Origin of the sequence: Corallococcus terminator (assembly GCF_049194865.1) — a bacterium.
GTDB classification, from domain to species: domain Bacteria; phylum Myxococcota; class Myxococcia; order Myxococcales; family Myxococcaceae; genus Myxococcus; species Myxococcus terminator_A.
Window position 1 is genome coordinate 78,271 of record NZ_JBLZWL010000003.1, and the last position, 16,188, is coordinate 94,458.

The following is a 16,188-nucleotide window of genomic DNA, read 5'->3' on the forward strand; positions in this document are numbered from 1 at the left end:
ATGCAGAAGCGAAATTGGCTTGCAGCGCTCATGACCGCCGTGCTCGTCACGCTGGGCACGGGCTGTGGAGATGAGTGCGTCGACCAGTTCGACTGTCGCGCCGACAATGGCCAGCCAGATCCGGGCAAGGAGTGGACCTGTAATGACGGGACCTGTGAGCAGGCCGCCATCAACATTCCGACGCCGGACTCGGGCACGCCTGATTCGGGCACGCCTGATTCGGGCACGCCTGATTCGGGCACGCCTGATTCGGGCACGCCTGACGCGGGCGTGACCTGCAACCCGGCGTGCGCCGCAGGCGAGCTGTGCGACGTCAGCTCCGGCACGGGCGTGTGCAAGACCTGCCGCGATTCCGCCACGGGCACCAACCAGGACGAGGGTTGCTCGGCTGCTGCTCCTGTCTGCGACACCACGGGTGCCGGCGGCAAGGGCCTGTGCACTGCGTGCCGTGACACAGCACAGGGTGGCGCGCAGGACCTGGGATGCTCCGCGGCAGCGCCGGTTTGCGATACTGCCGCCAGCAACGGCGTGGGCGTTTGCAAGGCCTGCACGGATTCAGCGCTGGGCAACGCCCAGGACAACGGCTGCTCGCCCACCGCGCCGGTCTGCGATCCGGCCGCCAACAGCGGTGCGGGCGCGTGCAAGGCATGCGTCGATTCCGCCACGGGCACGGGCCAGGACGTCGGCTGCTCGGCCACGGCTCCCATCTGCGATTCCTCGGCGAACAACGGCGGGGGAGCGTGCAAGGTCTGCGTCGACTCGCAGACGAGCCCCGACCTGGGATGCTCTTCGCCCACCAACATCTGCGACCCGACGGGAAACAACGGCGCTGGCGAGTGCAAGGTCTGCAACACCACCGAGGGTTGCCAGGGTGAGCAGACGTGCAACGCCACGGGCACGGCTTGCGAAGGCTGCGCGGACAACGCGTCGTGCGCTCCGGAGACGCCGGTCTGCCGCACGGATACCACGCCGACGGCATGCGTCGAGTGCACCCCGTCCGACACTGCCCATTGCGATGCGACCAAGCCGGTTTGCAATGCCAACTTCCTGTGTGGCTGCTCGGACAATACTCAGTGTGCGGCGGTGCCGGACAGCGCGCGTGACTTCTGCGACCCCGTGGCCAACAACGGTCGCGGTCAGTGCGAGGTCTGCCTGACGAATTCCGAGTGCGCCAACGCAGACCCCAGCAAGCCCATCTGCAACAACAGGACGGCATGCGTGCAGTGTCTTACGAACGCGAACTGCGGCATCACCCAGGTGTGCAACACCACGACGTTCGCGTGCGAGACCTTTGGCCCTACGCCAACGGACACCAGCGCGCAGATTCAGAACATCCTGACGGCCGCCCCTGGAACCATCAATCAGGCAGTGACCGGTGCGTTCGTCACGGCCATCAAGTCCGCCGCCCCGGGTCAGGCTGCTACCGAGCCCGTGGGCTTCTTCATCCAGGCCGAACCCAATGGCCCCGCGGTGTTCGTCTCCGACTCGACGGCTCTGGCGCAGGTCGCTGTGGGTGACCGCGTGAACCTGACCGCCACGGCGAAGGCGGAACCGAACCTTCAGAAGACCGTGACAGCCGTCTCCGACTTCTCTCGCATCAGTCAGGGGCACCCGGTGAAGAACCTGGCAACCCAGACCCCCGCGGGTCTCGCCGTGAATGTCTCTGGCGCAAACGATCTCGTGACGGCATTGGGGAACTACGAGAGCGAGATCGTCTCCATCAGTGGCACCATCGCCAACAGTGGCGGTGGCGTTGGAGCTGGGTTCACCGGCTTCCAGTTCACGACCACGGGCATGACCGCTGCCAACAACAATTTCCGGCTTCGGATGCCCATTGCCTTGGGGCAGACGCTGGACATCGTCCAGGGTTGTACGTTCACCTTCGTGGGCCCCATGTGGCGGTTTGATGCCGCTGCGCAGCCCTCCGCGTCCACGGCGGCTGACCTCACCCTGAGCTGCGTGGCGCCCAAGCTGCTGAGCGCTGCGGCGTCCTCGCTGACCACCGTGACCCTGACGTTCGACCGCAACATCTCCGACGCGAGCCTCACCAACCTGGCAAGCCAATTCACCTTCACGGAGGGGCTCACGGTCACCGCCGCGCAGGTGACTGGCAAGCAGGTCGTCCTGACCACGTCCACCCAGACGGCGGGCACCTCGTACACCGTCACCGTCGCGGACACGGTAAAGGACACGGTCGGTGGTTCCGTGGTGGCGCCGAACAACACGGATGAGTTCAAGGGATTCCGCACCGCCGCTGTGGTGCGAATCACCGAGGTTCAACCGAACATGGCGAACAGCATGGACCTGGTCGAGCTCCAGGTTCTTACGGCGGGCACCACGGATGGCTTGGTGCTCCAGCAGGACGTCAATTCGGCCGTGGTTCTTCTGACGTTCCCCGACGTCAACGTCGCGCAGGGGGATCTCATTGTCGTCCACATCAATGAGGCTACCGCGTACCAAGGCGAGACCACCGCCAAGGACCAGTTCCCCAAGACTACCGTGGCCGCCAACTACGACAACGCCTGGGACTTCAAGGGCGGCGCGACGGGCATCACCTTCTCCAGCCGTATCCTGCTGGTCAAGGATGCTGCCGGAACGATTCAGGACGCGGTCTCGTTTGCGCGTAACACTGCTCCTCCCGCCGTGTTCCCCGCCAATCTGCAGGCCATCCAGGCCGTTGGTCAGTGGCTGCCCGCGGACTGCGGCGGCGCGCCCTGCACGACAACCTCGACTCCGACGGCGGGACAGGTCTCGGCCGACTGGAGCGCCATCCCGTCGACGGCAGCCGCTGTGACGCCGGCGACGGACACCATTCGCCGCGTCAGCGCGACGGACAACAACACGGCGGCGGACTGGGCCGTGGGTACTCAGTCGTGGGGTGTTGCGAACCCGTAGTCTGACCCGGTCTTACTGAGACATCCTGGCCGCGGTCCCTTCGGGGGCCGCGGCCTTTTTCTTGGCCGCATCACCTGACGCGCGCTTGAGCCGTCGTCAGCGCCACGGACTACAGTGCCCGCTCTCACCTGGGGCCTCGGCTCCTACCGTTCTGGAGTCTCCATGCGGTTCCGCCGCGCCCTGGCGCTGCTCTTCGCCCTCAGCCTCACCGCATGTCCCGGCTCCAAGCCCACCACGCCCCTGCTGCCTGAACAGGACGCGGGTCCGACTCCCATCGACGCCGGTCCGACTCCCACCGACGGCGGCCATACCTCGCTCACCTTCGAGACCTCCACCCTCTCCGAGGCCTACGTCGGTGACTCGTACTCCGCGCCCCTCGCGGTCTCCGGTGGCTCGCCCCCCTACGCTTGGACCCTCGTCAACGGCGCCCTGCCTCCCGGGCTCACCCTCGTCGACTCCGGCCGCATCGAGGGCACCCCCTCCGCTGGTGGCGCATCCACGTTCAGCCTCCGCGCTACCGACGCACAGGGCGCTAGCGCCACTCGTGAGCTTTCACTCACCATCTACCTGCCTCCCACGCTTGCTCCCGTGAGCCCTCAGCTCGTCTACGTCCGCGACAACATCGCTCGCGCACTCGAGTCTTCGGGAGGCAAGACACCCTTCGTCTTCACCACGCCGGGCCCGCTTCCCCCAGGCCTCACGCTCGCTCCCGAGGGACTTCTCCACGGACAGCCCACCCAGGACGGCACCTTCACCTTCGAGCTCTTGGCTCGCGACGCCAATGGCCGCACCACCACGCGCTCCATCACCTTCACCGTCGCCGCCCTGCCCTCCATCACCACCCTGTTGCTCTCCGATGCGACGCTGAGCGCTCCCTACCAGCACGTGCTCAGCGCCACGGGCGGTCGTGGCTCTCTCACCTGGACGCTCGTCTCCGGTGCCCCGCCTCCCGGACTCACGCTCTCTTCCCAGGGCACGCTGAGCGGTACACCCTCCTTCAGCGGCACCGCGTCCATCACCGTCCGCGTCTCCGACGAGTACGGACGCACCGACCAACGCACCCTCGCGCTCATCGTCTACGCCCCACCCTCCATCACCAGCACCCTCGGCGACGGCTACGCCACCACCGCGTACACCGCGTCCCTCACCGCCTCGGGAGGACGCGCTCCCTTCACCTGGTCCGTTGCCAGCGGCACCCTGCCCTCGGGCCTCTCCCTTGCTCCGAGCACGGGCATCCTCTCCGGCACCCTCGGCTCCAGCGTGGGGACGCACAACCTCACCCTTCGCGTCACCGACAGCGCCAGCCGCACCAGCACCCGTGCCGTCACGCTCTCCGTCTACTCGCTGCCTGTCGTCACTGGCGCGGCCACCTCGCTCGATGGCTACGTCACCGTCCCCGTGAGCGCGGTCTACGGAGCCTCCGGTGGAAAGCCGCCCTACACCTTCGACACCCCCAGCACCCTGCCCTCCGGCCTCACGCTCTCCAGCGACGGCCGCCTCACCGGCACGCCCTCCATTCCCGGCCCCTTCTCCCTCCAGGTCCGAGCCACCGACTCCAACGGCCGCGTCGCCCTTCGCCCGCTCGCCCTCAGCATCTTCTCGCTCCCTTCCATCACCACGAGCACCCTCCCCGAGGCCGACACTGGCGAGCCCTACCCCGCCACCACTCTGTTCGTCTCCGGTGGCAAGACGCCCTTCTCCTGGAGCGTCATCTCGGGCTCGCTGCCCACAGGCCTTTCCCTCTCCAACTCCGGCACGGTGAGCGGCACCGCCACCTCCGGCACCAGCACCTTCACCGTGCGCGCCTCCGACACCAACGGCCGCGTCGCGGAACGTGCCCTGTCCCTCCCCGTCTACGTGCCACCCTCGGTGACGACGGCCACCCTGCCCAACGCCGTCTCCGGACAGCCCTACTCCGCCACCCTCGCCGCGAGCGACGGCCGTGCGCCCATGACCTGGAGCCACGTGGGCTCACTGCCCACCGGTCTGTCCCTCTCCACGAGCGGCGTCATCTCCGGCACCCCCACCGTCCAGGGCACCCGGTCCTTCAGCACCGTCGTGCAGGACGCCAAGGGCACCTCCGCTTCGCGCTCGCTGTCGCTCACCGTCAGCGGCTCGGGACAGGTGCTCACCGTGGGCCAGTGGAACATCGAGTGGTTCGGCGCGGACACCCAGGGACCGCCCGCCTCCACGTCACCCGGAGGCTCGCTCGATGACCTGCAGCTCGCTCACGCGGGCGACATCCTCACGAACACGGGCGCCAATGTGTGGGGCCTCGTCGAGATGGTGGACAGCGCGGACTTCGAGGTCCTCAAGGCCCAGCTCCCCCAGTACGACGGCTTCCTCGCCAACGACTGGTCCTACGTCTCCAACGCCAGCTCCTGGTACTCCTTCAACGAGCAGAAGCCCGGCATCCTCTACGACAGCAGCCTCGCCTTCCAACACGCGGAGCTCATCCTCACCGCGAACGACTACGCCTTCGGAGGTCGCCCTCCCCTGCGCGTCGACTTCACCACCGTCATCAACGGCGCGTCGGCCCCCATCATCGTCATCGTCCTGCACATGAAGGCCTTCGCCGACGTGGATTCCCATACGCGAAGGCAGGAGGCCAGCACCGCGCTCAAGGCGTATCTCGATGCGCTGCCCACCGCGCGAGTGTTCGTCCTGGGCGACTGGAATGACGACGTCGACCGCTCCATCACTTTCAGCGGAGGCGTGTACCTGCCCACGCCCTTCCAGAACTTCCTCGACGACCCCACGCACTACACCTTCATCACCAAGGTCCTGTCGGAGCGCTCCGAGCGCACCACCACCGAATACCCCGACGCCATCGACCACACGCTCGTCAGCGACGAGGTCGCCGCCGTCTACGTCCCCAACTCCGTCCGCGTCGTGCGCCCCGACACGGGGATTCCCAACTACAACAACATCGTCAGCGACCATTACCCTGTCGTCAGCCGCTATGACTTTGGCGGAGGCGGTGGAAACACCGACGGAGGAACCCAGACACCTCCCGCGATGCTCATCAACGAGTTGCTCGCCAACGAGCCCGCCTTCCCCAGTCCCGACGGAGGCACCATGGCCGACACCGAATACGAGTTCGTCGAGGTCATCAACACCGGCGGCTCCACCGCGGACCTGTCCAACTGGTCGCTGTGGGACTCCAACGTGATGCGCCACACCTTCGCCACCGGGACACTCGTCCCCCCGGGCCGCGCGTACGTCGTCTTCGGCGGCCCCCGAGGCTTCCCTGCTGGCACACCCAACACCGTGCCCGCGTCCACGGGACAACTGGGTCTCAACAACGGTGGTGATGGCGTGAGCCTTCGCGACTCGGCGGGCGCGCTCGTGGATGTGATGACCTATACGGGCACCGTGGACAACGTGTCTCTCAATCGCTCACCTGACGCGTTCCCCGGCACGGACTTCGTCCTCCACACCACGCTCAATCCCAGCCTCGGCTCGTCGCCGGGCCGTCGCGCGAACGGCAACGCGTTCTGACTCGAGGCCCCGCCCACCCCGCACTTCGCACGGTGGGCTGACGCTCGCGGGCGACTCGTACAACTCACCTGGATTGCCGCGCGCGGTGCGGACACTTTTTGGCTCCGCCCTCGCGCGCGGATGGAGACTCACGGACGCGTCGAGGGCTCGCTGCTCTTACGCTCCGTGGGAGCCTCGGGGTCAAGGGAGGATGCTCACGGACGCGTCGGAGGTTCGTTGCTCTCACGCTTCGTGGGAAGCCTCGGGGCCTGGGGAGGATGCTCACGGACGCGTCGGAGGTTCGTTGCTCTCACGCGCTCGGACCTCGCGCTCCGTCGGAAGCTTTGGTGCCTGGGGAACCACCACGTCGACCTGTCGCGCCACCCAACCTCCGGGGCCGTCGTCGTACGACACTTCGACAGAGTCTCCCTCGCGCATCGAGGCCAGCCCCACCGGCTTCCCGTTCAGGCGCAGCAGCGTGTCCGGCGTCACCTCGACGTCTCGCTCCTGTCCGCCCGAGTCGCGGATGAGCAGCTCGTTGTCACCCACCCACTCCACGTTCCCCGACACGCTCCCCGTGGGCTCGGGTCTTCCGGAGCCGCCCCGCCCCGGGAGGCCCTGCTCGTCCGGACCTTTCAGCGCCTCGGGGTCCGGCGCGCGCTCGCGCGAGGCGACCAGGTCTCGAAACAAGGCCGAGCGCACCTCACGGTCGTCCGCCGACGGACCCTGCGTCGTCACCTTGTCCTCTTGTCGCTCGCAGCCGCTCCCCAGCACGCCCGCCGCGAGCGCCAGCGCCAACCACCCTCCTTGGCGTGTGCGGCCCATCGTCTCCCCCGTGATTCCGCATGCGCGTCAGTGCTAGTAGGCCCGGGCTCGACACGCCCCGCCCGCTCACCTCCCCGTCAACATGCGAACGCTCCAGACAGCCGAGAACCCGGGGCACTCGGGCCCCCAGCCCCGAAGCACGATGGGCAGGCAGCCTGGCGCCTCGCTGCCCGCATATCGGCACGAGGATTCAAAAGCCCTTCGCGAGCCACCTGCCCAAGCAAACCCCAGACATCCGCCCGGGACTCGTCCGCGAGCCGTTGCCACCTCGAGTTGGTGGCATTCCAGGTCGCAGTCACGCTACGAGGCCGCCTCGACTTTCACCCGGTGAGCCCCGTGACTCCGCTTCCCCTCCCCAAAGAGCGCCATCTCCGACCCTTTTCCTTCTTCTCGGTGCAATGGGGAGGCCTGTGGCTGTTTCTCGTCGTCGTCTTCGTCATCTCCTACAACGCCAGGTCCCTCGTCAGTGCGCTGCGCGAGCACATGACGCCTCCGGTGCTCATCATCGGCGGTGGCTCGCTGTTCCTCGTGCTGTTCGCCTTCTTCTTCTGGCGCATCCGCAAGTGGGGCCTCACCTATCACCAGGGAGTCTCCTACTCGGGCGCGGGTGACGAACGAGAAGCAGCCCGCTGCTACGAGGAGGCTGCACGCCGAAGCACCGTGGGCTCCCAGAGGGCCGTCTCCGTCGCCATGGCCGGACTGTCCCTGTTGACACTCGGGGAGGCCACACGCGCGCTCGAGCTCTTCGGCTCCGCGGAGCACTCCGGTGCGTTGCGCAGGTTCGTTCCGGCCGCTCACCAATGGCTGCCCAATCTGATTGCCCTCGCCTACTTCCTCCAGGGAGAGCTGTCTCCAGCACGTGAATGGCTGGAGGAAGGGCGCAAGCGGGCTGGGAAGCTGCCCCTTTCGTTCGCGTTGCTGCCCGAGGTCGCGCTGCTCTGCCGCGAGGGACAGCCTAGCGCCGCGTTGGCGGTGCTCGCAGCCCGAGGGGGCGAGGCGGACGCTCTCGCGGGACGTGATGCCCGCCGACTCAAGCTCCTCAAGGCCTTCGCCCTGGATGCCGTGGACCCGACCACTCATGCAGTGGACATCGACGCCACCCTGTCCGCCGCACGGCTCGGGCGCCCCGAGGACTTCGAGGCCCTGTCCGCGCGGTGGCCGGAGCTGCGCGCCTTCATGGAGCGCAGAGGCCTGACGACTGTCGCCGCGTAGAGGGCGAAGCGGCGCCTCCTAGAACTTCCACTCCGTCCCCGGCTTCCCGAGCGCGACACGAGTCGCCGCCACATCCCGCAGCGCCTTGAAGGGCGAGGCATCGGCCAGCTTCACGACGGAGTCCAGGACCACCGCCGCCATCCGCACATTGTCGCTGGCGATGGCTCCATCCAGGCGCTCGAAGAGTTGTCGAAAGTTCTCCCGACGCTCGTCGAAGCTGCGGTCCAGGTAGTCCAGGAGCACGTCACGCATCGCGTGGATGTGCTCGACATTCACTCGGGACTCTTCACGCAGCCGAGTCTGTTCCGTGCGCTCCTTCTCGATGTCGCGCACGCACTCGGCCACCACCTTGAGGCCGGTCAGCACGTCCTTCAGGTTCAAGACCACCTTCACGCTCATGTCGTCTCCCTCTGAAGAAGGCCGCGAGACTGCTCCAGCAGGACCTCCAGCTGGTTGTTGAGGTCTCCGCCTTCGGCGAAGAGCGGCACCCGCATCAGTTCACTCTCCGCCTTCACCAACTGCATCGCGGTGGCGAACCGAGCCAGATGCCCATCGTTCTCGGTGTCGAAACGCTCCGCCAACTCCCAGAGGGAGTCGATGGCCCGACCCGCTCGCTGGTCGAGCGCGCCGAGAACACCGCTCAGCTCGTCCACGCGCACTCCCGCCCGCTCCAGCAGCGCGATGGCCGCATCGATGCGCGCGACCTGTTCATCGACCTCCTCCGCATAGGCCAGGGCCTTCGTTCTGGCCTTCTCCCCTTGATGGGCCATGACGAAACCAACGACGGCCATCGCGGGGGCCACCGCGATGCCTCCGAGGATCGCCGTGCCTCCAGCAACGCCCCAGCCGCCCGCCGCAAGAGAGCCACCGCCAAGCCACGCCAGCAGGGCGCTGTTCGCCGCGGCGCCAGTCAGCCCCGACAACGCGGCGCCCGTTCCAGCCGTGGCGAAGCTGGTGACCAACCCCGTGGTCAGGGCGCTGGCTCCCGCGCCCGTGACGGCCGCCGCGACCGAGCCCGACAGCGTGCCGCCCGCTTCGAGATATTGCACGGCGAACTCGCGGACGGCTTCCCGACTCACCCCCACGCGTCCCAGGTGCTCCAACGCCTCGATGCGGGCCTTTTGATTCAACTGCTCGAGGAAGTCGAAGAGACGACGGAAGGTCGTGGTGACAACACCATCTCGCTGAGCGGCCAGGGCATCCAGCTGACGTTGCAGCACGCCACGCGCACCCTCCACCCGCTGAACCGCGGCTTCATGTCGTGCCTGCGCCTCCTCGCCGATGTCCTTGGCGTCCTTCATGCTGTCGAGGCCGTCGTAGCTTTTCTTGGCGCCATAGCCAAAGAGACCAGCAAGCAGAAGCGCGGCGGGAATGAGCGGAAGCGGCATCACATACCTCCTGAGTGCGTGAGCTGGGCCTGTCCAACGAAGTCTGTCAATCAAGGGCGGCAGACTTCAGGCACACCCTTGTCCGACCCACGATGGGTCATGACCGCCCCGATGGGAATACCTCTCCGGGGTGATGAGCCTTTGAGCCTTTTCCCTCCCGCGCGCGCCTGCATCCCATTACCCTGACCCGGGCTGGTACAGTCAGACGTGTGAGGTAGCCGTCCTTCAGCGCCCGGCGGGGAGCGACACAATGGACGTATGGATGCGGGCGCTGCCGACCCTGGTTGCCGCCGCTCAGTCAGACGGGGCCGGGGGAACGCTGTGCTGGATGGTCGTCGTGGGTCTGGGGGTGTGGGGCGGCGCTGTCTGGCTCAACAATTTCAACAAGCGCTGGAATGCCGCGCAACTATCAGGCGCCATCGTCGCGCCTGCTCGCGTTCCCGCTCCCGTCCCTCGCGCTGCCCCACCTGACTCCACCATCGCGCTGCGATTCGACACCGTGAGCGCGCCCAGGGTCTCCCCAGGGCTCATGGTCCGCATCCCGGATGAGCCGCGGCCGGTGGCACCGCGTCTCGCGCCTCCACCCCCTGTGACTCCCGCGCCCGCGGCCTTCACGATGACAGCCTCCGCTCCGGCCGTGGAGCCAGTCGAGCCCGCACCGCGCGTCGAGCCCGCTCCTCCCGTGGCGACCGTGCCACCCGTCGCGACACAGGCGGCCCCCGGTCCCACGCTGTGGCCACCCACCCCTCCCAAGACCGGCTGGATTCCACCAGGACAGTCCATCGAGGTCGCTGGCTACAAGCTGAAGGACGGAATGGTCTACGTGGGCTCGCGGCTGCGCGCCGTGAATGCCCCGGGCACCGAGCCCTCACTCATCAACCCGAGTCTCGAAGTGGCCTCTCGGCCCAACCGCGATGGACAGGGCATGCGGTACTGGCCCTCGTACTCGGACATCTCTCCCGCTTCCCGCGCGGGTTATCTGGAGTGGCTCGCGAGTGGACGTCGCAATCCCAACGCCTACATCGGCTATGTCTTCCTCTTCTTCTACGGACTGGAACGTCGAGCACTCATCGAGCTGGGTACGGACGCAACGGCCGCCACCGAGGCCCGCCTCATCGAGGATGAAGTCCAAGCCCTGCTCAGGGTCCACGAGGAGAACAGCTCCTTCCGTGGCTATGCCTCCGCCTTCCTCGACGTGCTGCGCGTGCGCCGCGCCGGAGAAGACGGACTGCTGAAGGAGGCGCCCCAGTTCTCCTTGCGCCATGCGGGCGCGGCCTCGTTCGACGTGCGCATGGCCGTGGGCACCGCGGCGTCCAAGGGCCTGCCACTTCCCGCAGACTGGGCACTCGCCTGGGCCGTGGAGGCGAGTGACTCGCGATTGCGCACTCCCGCCACACGCTGCCCCGAGGAGTTCCAGGCCCTGTTCCGCGCGCGCTACCAACGAGACCACGGCGCGGGCATCGTCCCTCGTGCCACGAAGACCCAGGTGGACGCCCGCTACGAGCCCGCGAGCGCGTCCTTCGGAGGAATGGTGCGCCTGGCGTCGGCCTCCGTCACCAACGCCTCCGAGACATCGCTCAAGCCCGTGCGCGCGCTCATCGAGGACTGCTGCGAGTCGCTCGAGTCCTACAGCCGCTGGGTGGGAAAGAATCCCGACGCGCGCAACAGCATGAGCGCCCTGGCCCTGCTTCCCCCCGAGCTGGCGACCACGGTGCAAGGTGGCTCGGACGTGCAGGCGCTCCGCGCGCTGTTGCAGCAATCGCTCGGGAGCAACGTCTCCGCGCCCGTGGCCGCCGCCTCCCTCCTCGCGCACTGGCCCACCGCGACCTCCGGCAAGCTCTCCAAGTCCGAGGCCGTGGGACTGGCCCAGGCCCTGGAGAAGCTGGGCTACGGCATGGAGCCCGACCCTCGCATGGGTGGCGCCGTGCTCGCCCTCGAGGAGTCCGCCCACCTCTTCACGCTGCCCCCGGAGTCACCGACCGCGCCCTCCGGTGACTACCTGTCAGCGCTCGCGATGCTCCACCTCGCCGCCGCCGTGGCGACCGCGGATGGAACCGTCTCCACGGACGAGACCACTCGCATGGTGGCCCTGGTGGAAGCGGCCCAGGGACTGCTCGCCTCGGAGAAGACCCGCCTCAAGGCACATATCGCGTGGCTCCTCGCGAGGCCGGCCTCCAGCGCGGGCCACAAGAAGCGCGTCGAAGCGCTCGCACCCGAGGCCCGCACCTCGCTGGGCAACCTCTTGATTGAAGTCGCCATGGCGGACGGCAACGTGTCGCCCCAGGAGCTCAAGACGCTGTCGAAGCTCTACGCCATGCTGGGACTCGACGAGGCCAGCGTCTACTCCCGCGTCCACGCCGCCTCGGCGACGCGGCCCACCGCCGCGACGGAGCCCGTCTCCATGCGGCTCGCCGGAGCGCCCGAGAAGGGCTTCGCCATCCCCGCGCCTCCTCCCGAGAAGGGAGAGCGACTGGCGCTCGACATGCGCAGCGTGCAGGCGAAGCTCGCTGAGACCGCCGCCGTCTCCAGCCTCCTGGGCAGCATCTTCGCCGAAGAGGAAGCGCCGCCGCCCGTCGCTCCGACGACACAAGCCCCCGTGGAAGCCGGCGTCGCGGGTCTGGACTCCCTCCACTCCTCCCTGCTGCGAGCCCTCGTCGCGAAGACGGAGTGGCCTCGCTCCGACGTGGAGAAGCTCGCCGGTGGGCTCGGCCTGCTCACGGACGGCGCCCTGGAGGTCATCAACGACGCGGCCTTCGAGGTGTGCGGCGAGCCTGTCCTCGAAGGCGACGACACACTTCAGCTCAATGAGCAGGCAGCACGGGAGATGATGTCATGACGGACGCGACACCCCAGGGACGCATCAGGCCGAAGGACCGGGACGCCATCGTCCAGTCGCTGCGCGCGGGCGTCGTGCCTCGCGTGGGACAGCAGCACATCCAGGTGGGACGCGTCGAGGAGGTCCGGGCCCTCGTCCGTGACGTAGAGCGCATCGCCGAGGGTGGAAGCGCCATCCGCTTCGTCATCGGCGAGTACGGCTCCGGCAAGACGTTCTTCCTCAACCTCATCCGCTCCATCGCCCTGGAGAAGCGCCTCGTCACGCTGCACGCGGACCTCAACCCCGACCGGCGCTTGCACGCGACGGATGGGAAGGCTCGCAGCCTCTACGCGGAGTTGATGCGCAACCTGGCCACCCGGGCCAAGCCCGAGGGTGGCGCGCTCGCCAGCGTCGTGGAGCGCTTCGTCTCCAGCGCCCTCACTGACGCGAAGAGCCGGAACCTGAACCCCGAGGCCGTCATCCGGGAGAAGCTTGCCGCGCTCTCGGAGCTGGTGGGCGGCTACGACTTCGCGGAGGTCATCGCCGCCTACTGGCGCGGCCATGACAGCGGGAACGAGGTGCTCAAGGCCGACGCCGTGAAGTGGCTGCGCGGCGAGTTCTCCACGCGCACCGATGCACGCAAGGCGCTGGGCGTCCGCACCATCATCGACGACGCGGATGTCTACGACCAGTTGAAGCTCCTGGGTCGGTTCGTCCGGCTGTCCGGCTACGACGGCCTGATGGTGTGCCTGGATGAGCTGGTCAATCTCTACAAGATGGCCAACACCAAGGCCCGCGCCTCCAACTACGAGCAGATCCTCCGCATCCTCAATGACTGTCTCCAGGGCACCGCCGAGGGCCTGGGCTTCATCCTGGGAGGAACGCCCGAGTTCCTCATGGACACCCGCAAGGGCCTCTACAGCTACGAGGCCCTCCAGTCGCGACTGGCGCAGAACACCTTCGCCGTGGGCAACCTCGTCGACTACAGCTCACCGGTGCTCCGGCTGGCCAACCTCACCCCCGAGGACCTGTACGTCCTGCTCACCAAGCTGCGGCACGTCTACTCCGTAGGCGACACGTCCGCGCAGCGCCTGCCCGACGAGGGACTCCAGGGCTTCATGACCCACTGCTCCGAGCGCATCGGCGAGGCATACTTCCGCACGCCCCGGAGCACCGTGACGGCCTTCATCAACCTGCTGGCCGTCCTTGAACAGAATCCGACCGCGGACTGGAAGGAACTGCTCGGAGGCGTGCAGCTCGCCACGGACGTCAACCCGGACCTGGCCCCCCTCGTCGAGGCGGAGGCGGGAAGCATGACGGCCGGAGCGGATGATGAGCTCGCATCCTTCAAGCTCTGACCCGAACGGCTCCGCGTCGGGCTCCTTCCACCGACTGCACCCCAAGGTGCGGCGCTGGGTGTGGAGCCAGGGGTGGAAGGAGCTGCGCGGCATCCAGGAGGCCGCGATTGCTCCCATCATCGAGGGGACGCAAGACGTCATCCTCTCGGCGTCGACGGCCAGCGGCAAGACGGAGGCCGCGTTCCTGCCCATCTGCAGCCGGCTCGCGGAGGACTCCGGCGGCAGCGTGCGCACCATCTACATCGGCCCGCTCAAGGCCCTCATCAACGACCAGTTCGAGCGACTCGACGGACTCTGCGAGGGCTTGGGGATTCCCGTGCACCGCTGGCACGGCGACGTGTCCCAGGGCCACAAGTCGCGGCTGCTCAAGTCCCCAGCGGGAATCCTCCTCATCACTCCCGAGTCGCTCGAAGCCCTCTTCATCCGACAGGGCTCCGCGCTGGCCAGCCTGTTCTCCGGGCTGGAGCACATCGTCATCGACGAGCTGCATGCCTTCATCGGCACTGAACGGGGATGCCAGCTCCGGTCGCTCCTGCATCGTGTCGAGCTGACCCTGCGTCGCAACGTGCCGCGCGTGGGCCTCAGCGCCACGCTCGGCGATATGTCCCTGGCCGCGGAGTTCCTCCGGCCTGGAGCTGGCGAGCAGGTCAAGCTGTGCAACGCCGACTCCGGCGGTGGAGAGCTGCTCCTCCAGCTGCGGGGCTATCGCACGCGGGCGCCTGATGTTCGGCGTCTGGCCTCGGGAGCTGACGAGGAGTCCGAAGAAGGGCTGCCCGAGGATGAACACGACGTGGGGGCGCACCTTTTCAAGACGCTGCGAGGGACCCACAACCTCGTGTTCGCCAACAGTCGCAGGAACGTGGAGCTCTACGCGGACCTCCTGCGCCGCATGTGCGAACAGGCCCAGTTGCCCAACGAGTTCTTTCCCCACCACGGCAACCTCTCCAAGGAGCTGCGAGAGGAAGCAGAGGCCGCGCTCAAGGCGAAGCAGCGTCCCGTCACCCTGGTGTGCACCACCACGCTGGAGATGGGCATCGACGTGGGCGCCGTGCAGAGCATCGCCCAGGTGGGCGTTCCTCCCTCGGTGGCCAGCCTTCGTCAGCGCCTGGGACGCAGCGGACGCAAGGGCGGGCCCGCCGTGCTCCGCCTGTATCTCCAGGAAGCGGAGCTGACGAGCACCAGTCCCCTGACAGACCAGCTCCGAGTGCGTCTGCTCCAGTCGGTGGCCATGCTCGAGCTGCTGCTGACGAACTGGTTCGAGCCTCCCGCCTCGGGCGCCTTCCACTTCTCCACGCTGGTCCAGCAGCTGCTCTCGCTCATCGCCCAGCATGGCGGCGTCAAGGCGGGCGAGGCCTTCTCCGCGCTGTGCCAGGGCGGTCCCTTCGCGCGGGTGTCTCGCGAGGACTTCGTGCACTTCCTGCGGGGCCTGGGACAGCGGGAGCTGCTCTCGCAGTCCTCGGATGGAACGTTGCTCCTGGGGCGGATAGGAGAGCGGCTCGTCAACCACTACAGCTTCTATGCGGCCTTCGCCTCGGTGGAGGAGTTCCGGCTGGTGGCCTCGGGACGCACGCTGGGCACGATGCCCATCGACCAGCCGCTCTTCGTCGGCACGTACCTCATCTTCGGCGGACGACGGTGGCGCGTGCTCGCCGTTCAGGCCGACGAGAAGGTCGTGGAGCTGGAGCCCGCACCCTCGGGTCGCGTCCCCATGTTCGAGCCCGCCAGCGTGGGCGGTGTGCACGACCGCGTCCGGGAGCAGATGCGCACTGTCTATGCCAGTGACGGTGTTCCTCGATACCTGGATGCGCGCGCGCAAGAGCTGCTGGCGGAGGCTCGGGCGAACTTCCAGCGATGGGGGCTCGCCGAGCGCTCCATCGTCACCTCGGGTCGGGAGGTCCATGTCTTCCCCTGGGCCGGCGACGCGGTGGTGCACACCCTGGCGCTGTCACTCCAGGCGCGAGGACTGTCGGTGCAGACGCTGGGGGCTGTCTTGAGCGTGGAGGGGATGCAGTCAGACGTGGAAGGCGCCCTGCGTGGGCTCGTGGCGGAGGGGCCTCCTCGGGCCGAAGCCCTCACGACCCACGTGGCCAACATGGCGCTCGAAAAGCATGACGGCTTCGTGCCGGAGGACCTGCTCGCGCGTGACTACGCGGCTCGGTACCTGGATGTCCAAGGTGCGTGGCGCGCGGCGCAGCGGGTGTTGCAGTGACGCTCT

9 protein-coding genes are annotated in these 16,188 nt (G+C 67.8%); 6 read left to right on the top strand and 3 right to left on the bottom strand.

Features of this window, described 5'->3' with window-relative positions:
• Both ACN469_RS04395 and ACN469_RS04400 read left to right on the top strand, forming a co-directional pair.
• Positions 1–2,895: a lipoprotein TP_1001-related protein gene (locus ACN469_RS04395; RefSeq protein WP_498764432.1), complete on the top strand. Its 2,895-nt coding sequence runs from the start codon at positions 1–3 to the stop codon at positions 2,893–2,895.
• A gap of 162 nt (positions 2,896–3,057) precedes the next feature.
• Entirely contained in the window at positions 3,058–6,396 is a 3,339-nt protein-coding gene (locus ACN469_RS04400) for a putative Ig domain-containing protein (RefSeq protein ID WP_498764434.1), read from the top strand.
• Positions 6,397–6,657: 261 nt separating this feature from the next.
• Here ACN469_RS04400 and ACN469_RS04405 read toward each other — a convergent pair whose 3' ends face one another.
• Positions 6,658–7,173 (bottom strand): hypothetical protein, encoded by a 516-nt coding sequence (locus ACN469_RS04405; protein WP_498764436.1) that lies wholly within the window; start codon positions 7,171–7,173, stop codon positions 6,658–6,660.
• A 363-nt stretch (positions 7,174–7,536) separates the two neighbouring features.
• On the opposite strand from ACN469_RS04405, the gene ACN469_RS04410 reads away from it, so the two are divergent.
• Positions 7,537–8,412 (top strand): tetratricopeptide repeat protein, encoded by an 876-nt coding sequence (locus ACN469_RS04410; protein ID WP_498764438.1) that lies wholly within the window; start codon positions 7,537–7,539, stop codon positions 8,410–8,412.
• Positions 8,413–8,430: 18 nt separating this feature from the next.
• On the opposite strand, the gene ACN469_RS04415 is transcribed toward ACN469_RS04410, so the two are convergent.
• Positions 8,431–8,811 (bottom strand): hypothetical protein, encoded by a 381-nt coding sequence (locus ACN469_RS04415; RefSeq protein ID WP_498764440.1) that lies wholly within the window; start codon positions 8,809–8,811, stop codon positions 8,431–8,433.
• The gene (locus ACN469_RS04420) at positions 8,808–9,800 is read right to left on the bottom strand and encodes a hypothetical protein (protein ID WP_498764442.1); all 993 of its coding nucleotides are present in this window, start codon (positions 9,798–9,800) and stop codon (positions 8,808–8,810) included. Before ACN469_RS04420 ends, ACN469_RS04415 begins: the two co-directional genes overlap by 4 nt.
• Positions 9,801–10,128: 328 nt before the next feature.
• Between ACN469_RS04420 and ACN469_RS04425 the strand changes: the two genes are divergently transcribed.
• Genes ACN469_RS04425 through ACN469_RS04435 form a run of 3 tightly spaced genes read left to right on the top strand, consistent with a single transcriptional unit; the run spans position 10,129 to position 16,182 of the window.
• A complete protein-coding gene (locus tag ACN469_RS04425; RefSeq protein ID WP_498764443.1) occupies positions 10,129–12,636 on the top strand; it encodes a tellurite resistance TerB family protein in 2,508 nt (835 codons plus the stop codon).
• Complete coding sequence (locus ACN469_RS04430) at positions 12,633–13,973, top strand: ATP-binding protein (RefSeq protein WP_498764445.1); 1,341 nt, start codon at positions 12,633–12,635, stop codon at positions 13,971–13,973. The genes ACN469_RS04425 and ACN469_RS04430 overlap by 4 nt, the downstream gene beginning before the upstream one ends.
• Positions 13,948–16,182 (top strand): DEAD/DEAH box helicase, encoded by a 2,235-nt coding sequence (locus tag ACN469_RS04435; RefSeq protein WP_498764447.1) that lies wholly within the window; start codon positions 13,948–13,950, stop codon positions 16,180–16,182. The genes ACN469_RS04430 and ACN469_RS04435 overlap by 26 nt, the downstream gene beginning before the upstream one ends.
• Positions 16,183–16,188 lie beyond the last annotated feature (6 nt).

Coding starts and splice junctions, on each gene's coding strand:
- ACN469_RS04420 (WP_498764442.1), bottom strand. CDS start 9,800: ATGCCGCTTCCGCTCATTCCCGCCGCGCTTCTGCTTGCTGGTCTCTTT.
- ACN469_RS04395 (WP_498764432.1), top strand. CDS start 1: ATGCAGAAGCGAAATTGGCTTGCAGCGCTCATGACCGCCGTGCTCGTC.
- ACN469_RS04430 (WP_498764445.1), top strand. CDS start 12,633: ATGACGGACGCGACACCCCAGGGACGCATCAGGCCGAAGGACCGGGAC.
- ACN469_RS04415 (WP_498764440.1), bottom strand. CDS start 8,811: ATGAGCGTGAAGGTGGTCTTGAACCTGAAGGACGTGCTGACCGGCCTC.
- ACN469_RS04400 (WP_498764434.1), top strand. CDS start 3,058: ATGCGGTTCCGCCGCGCCCTGGCGCTGCTCTTCGCCCTCAGCCTCACC.
- ACN469_RS04425 (WP_498764443.1), top strand. CDS start 10,129: ATGGTCGTCGTGGGTCTGGGGGTGTGGGGCGGCGCTGTCTGGCTCAAC.
- ACN469_RS04435 (WP_498764447.1), top strand. CDS start 13,948: ATGAGCTCGCATCCTTCAAGCTCTGACCCGAACGGCTCCGCGTCGGGC.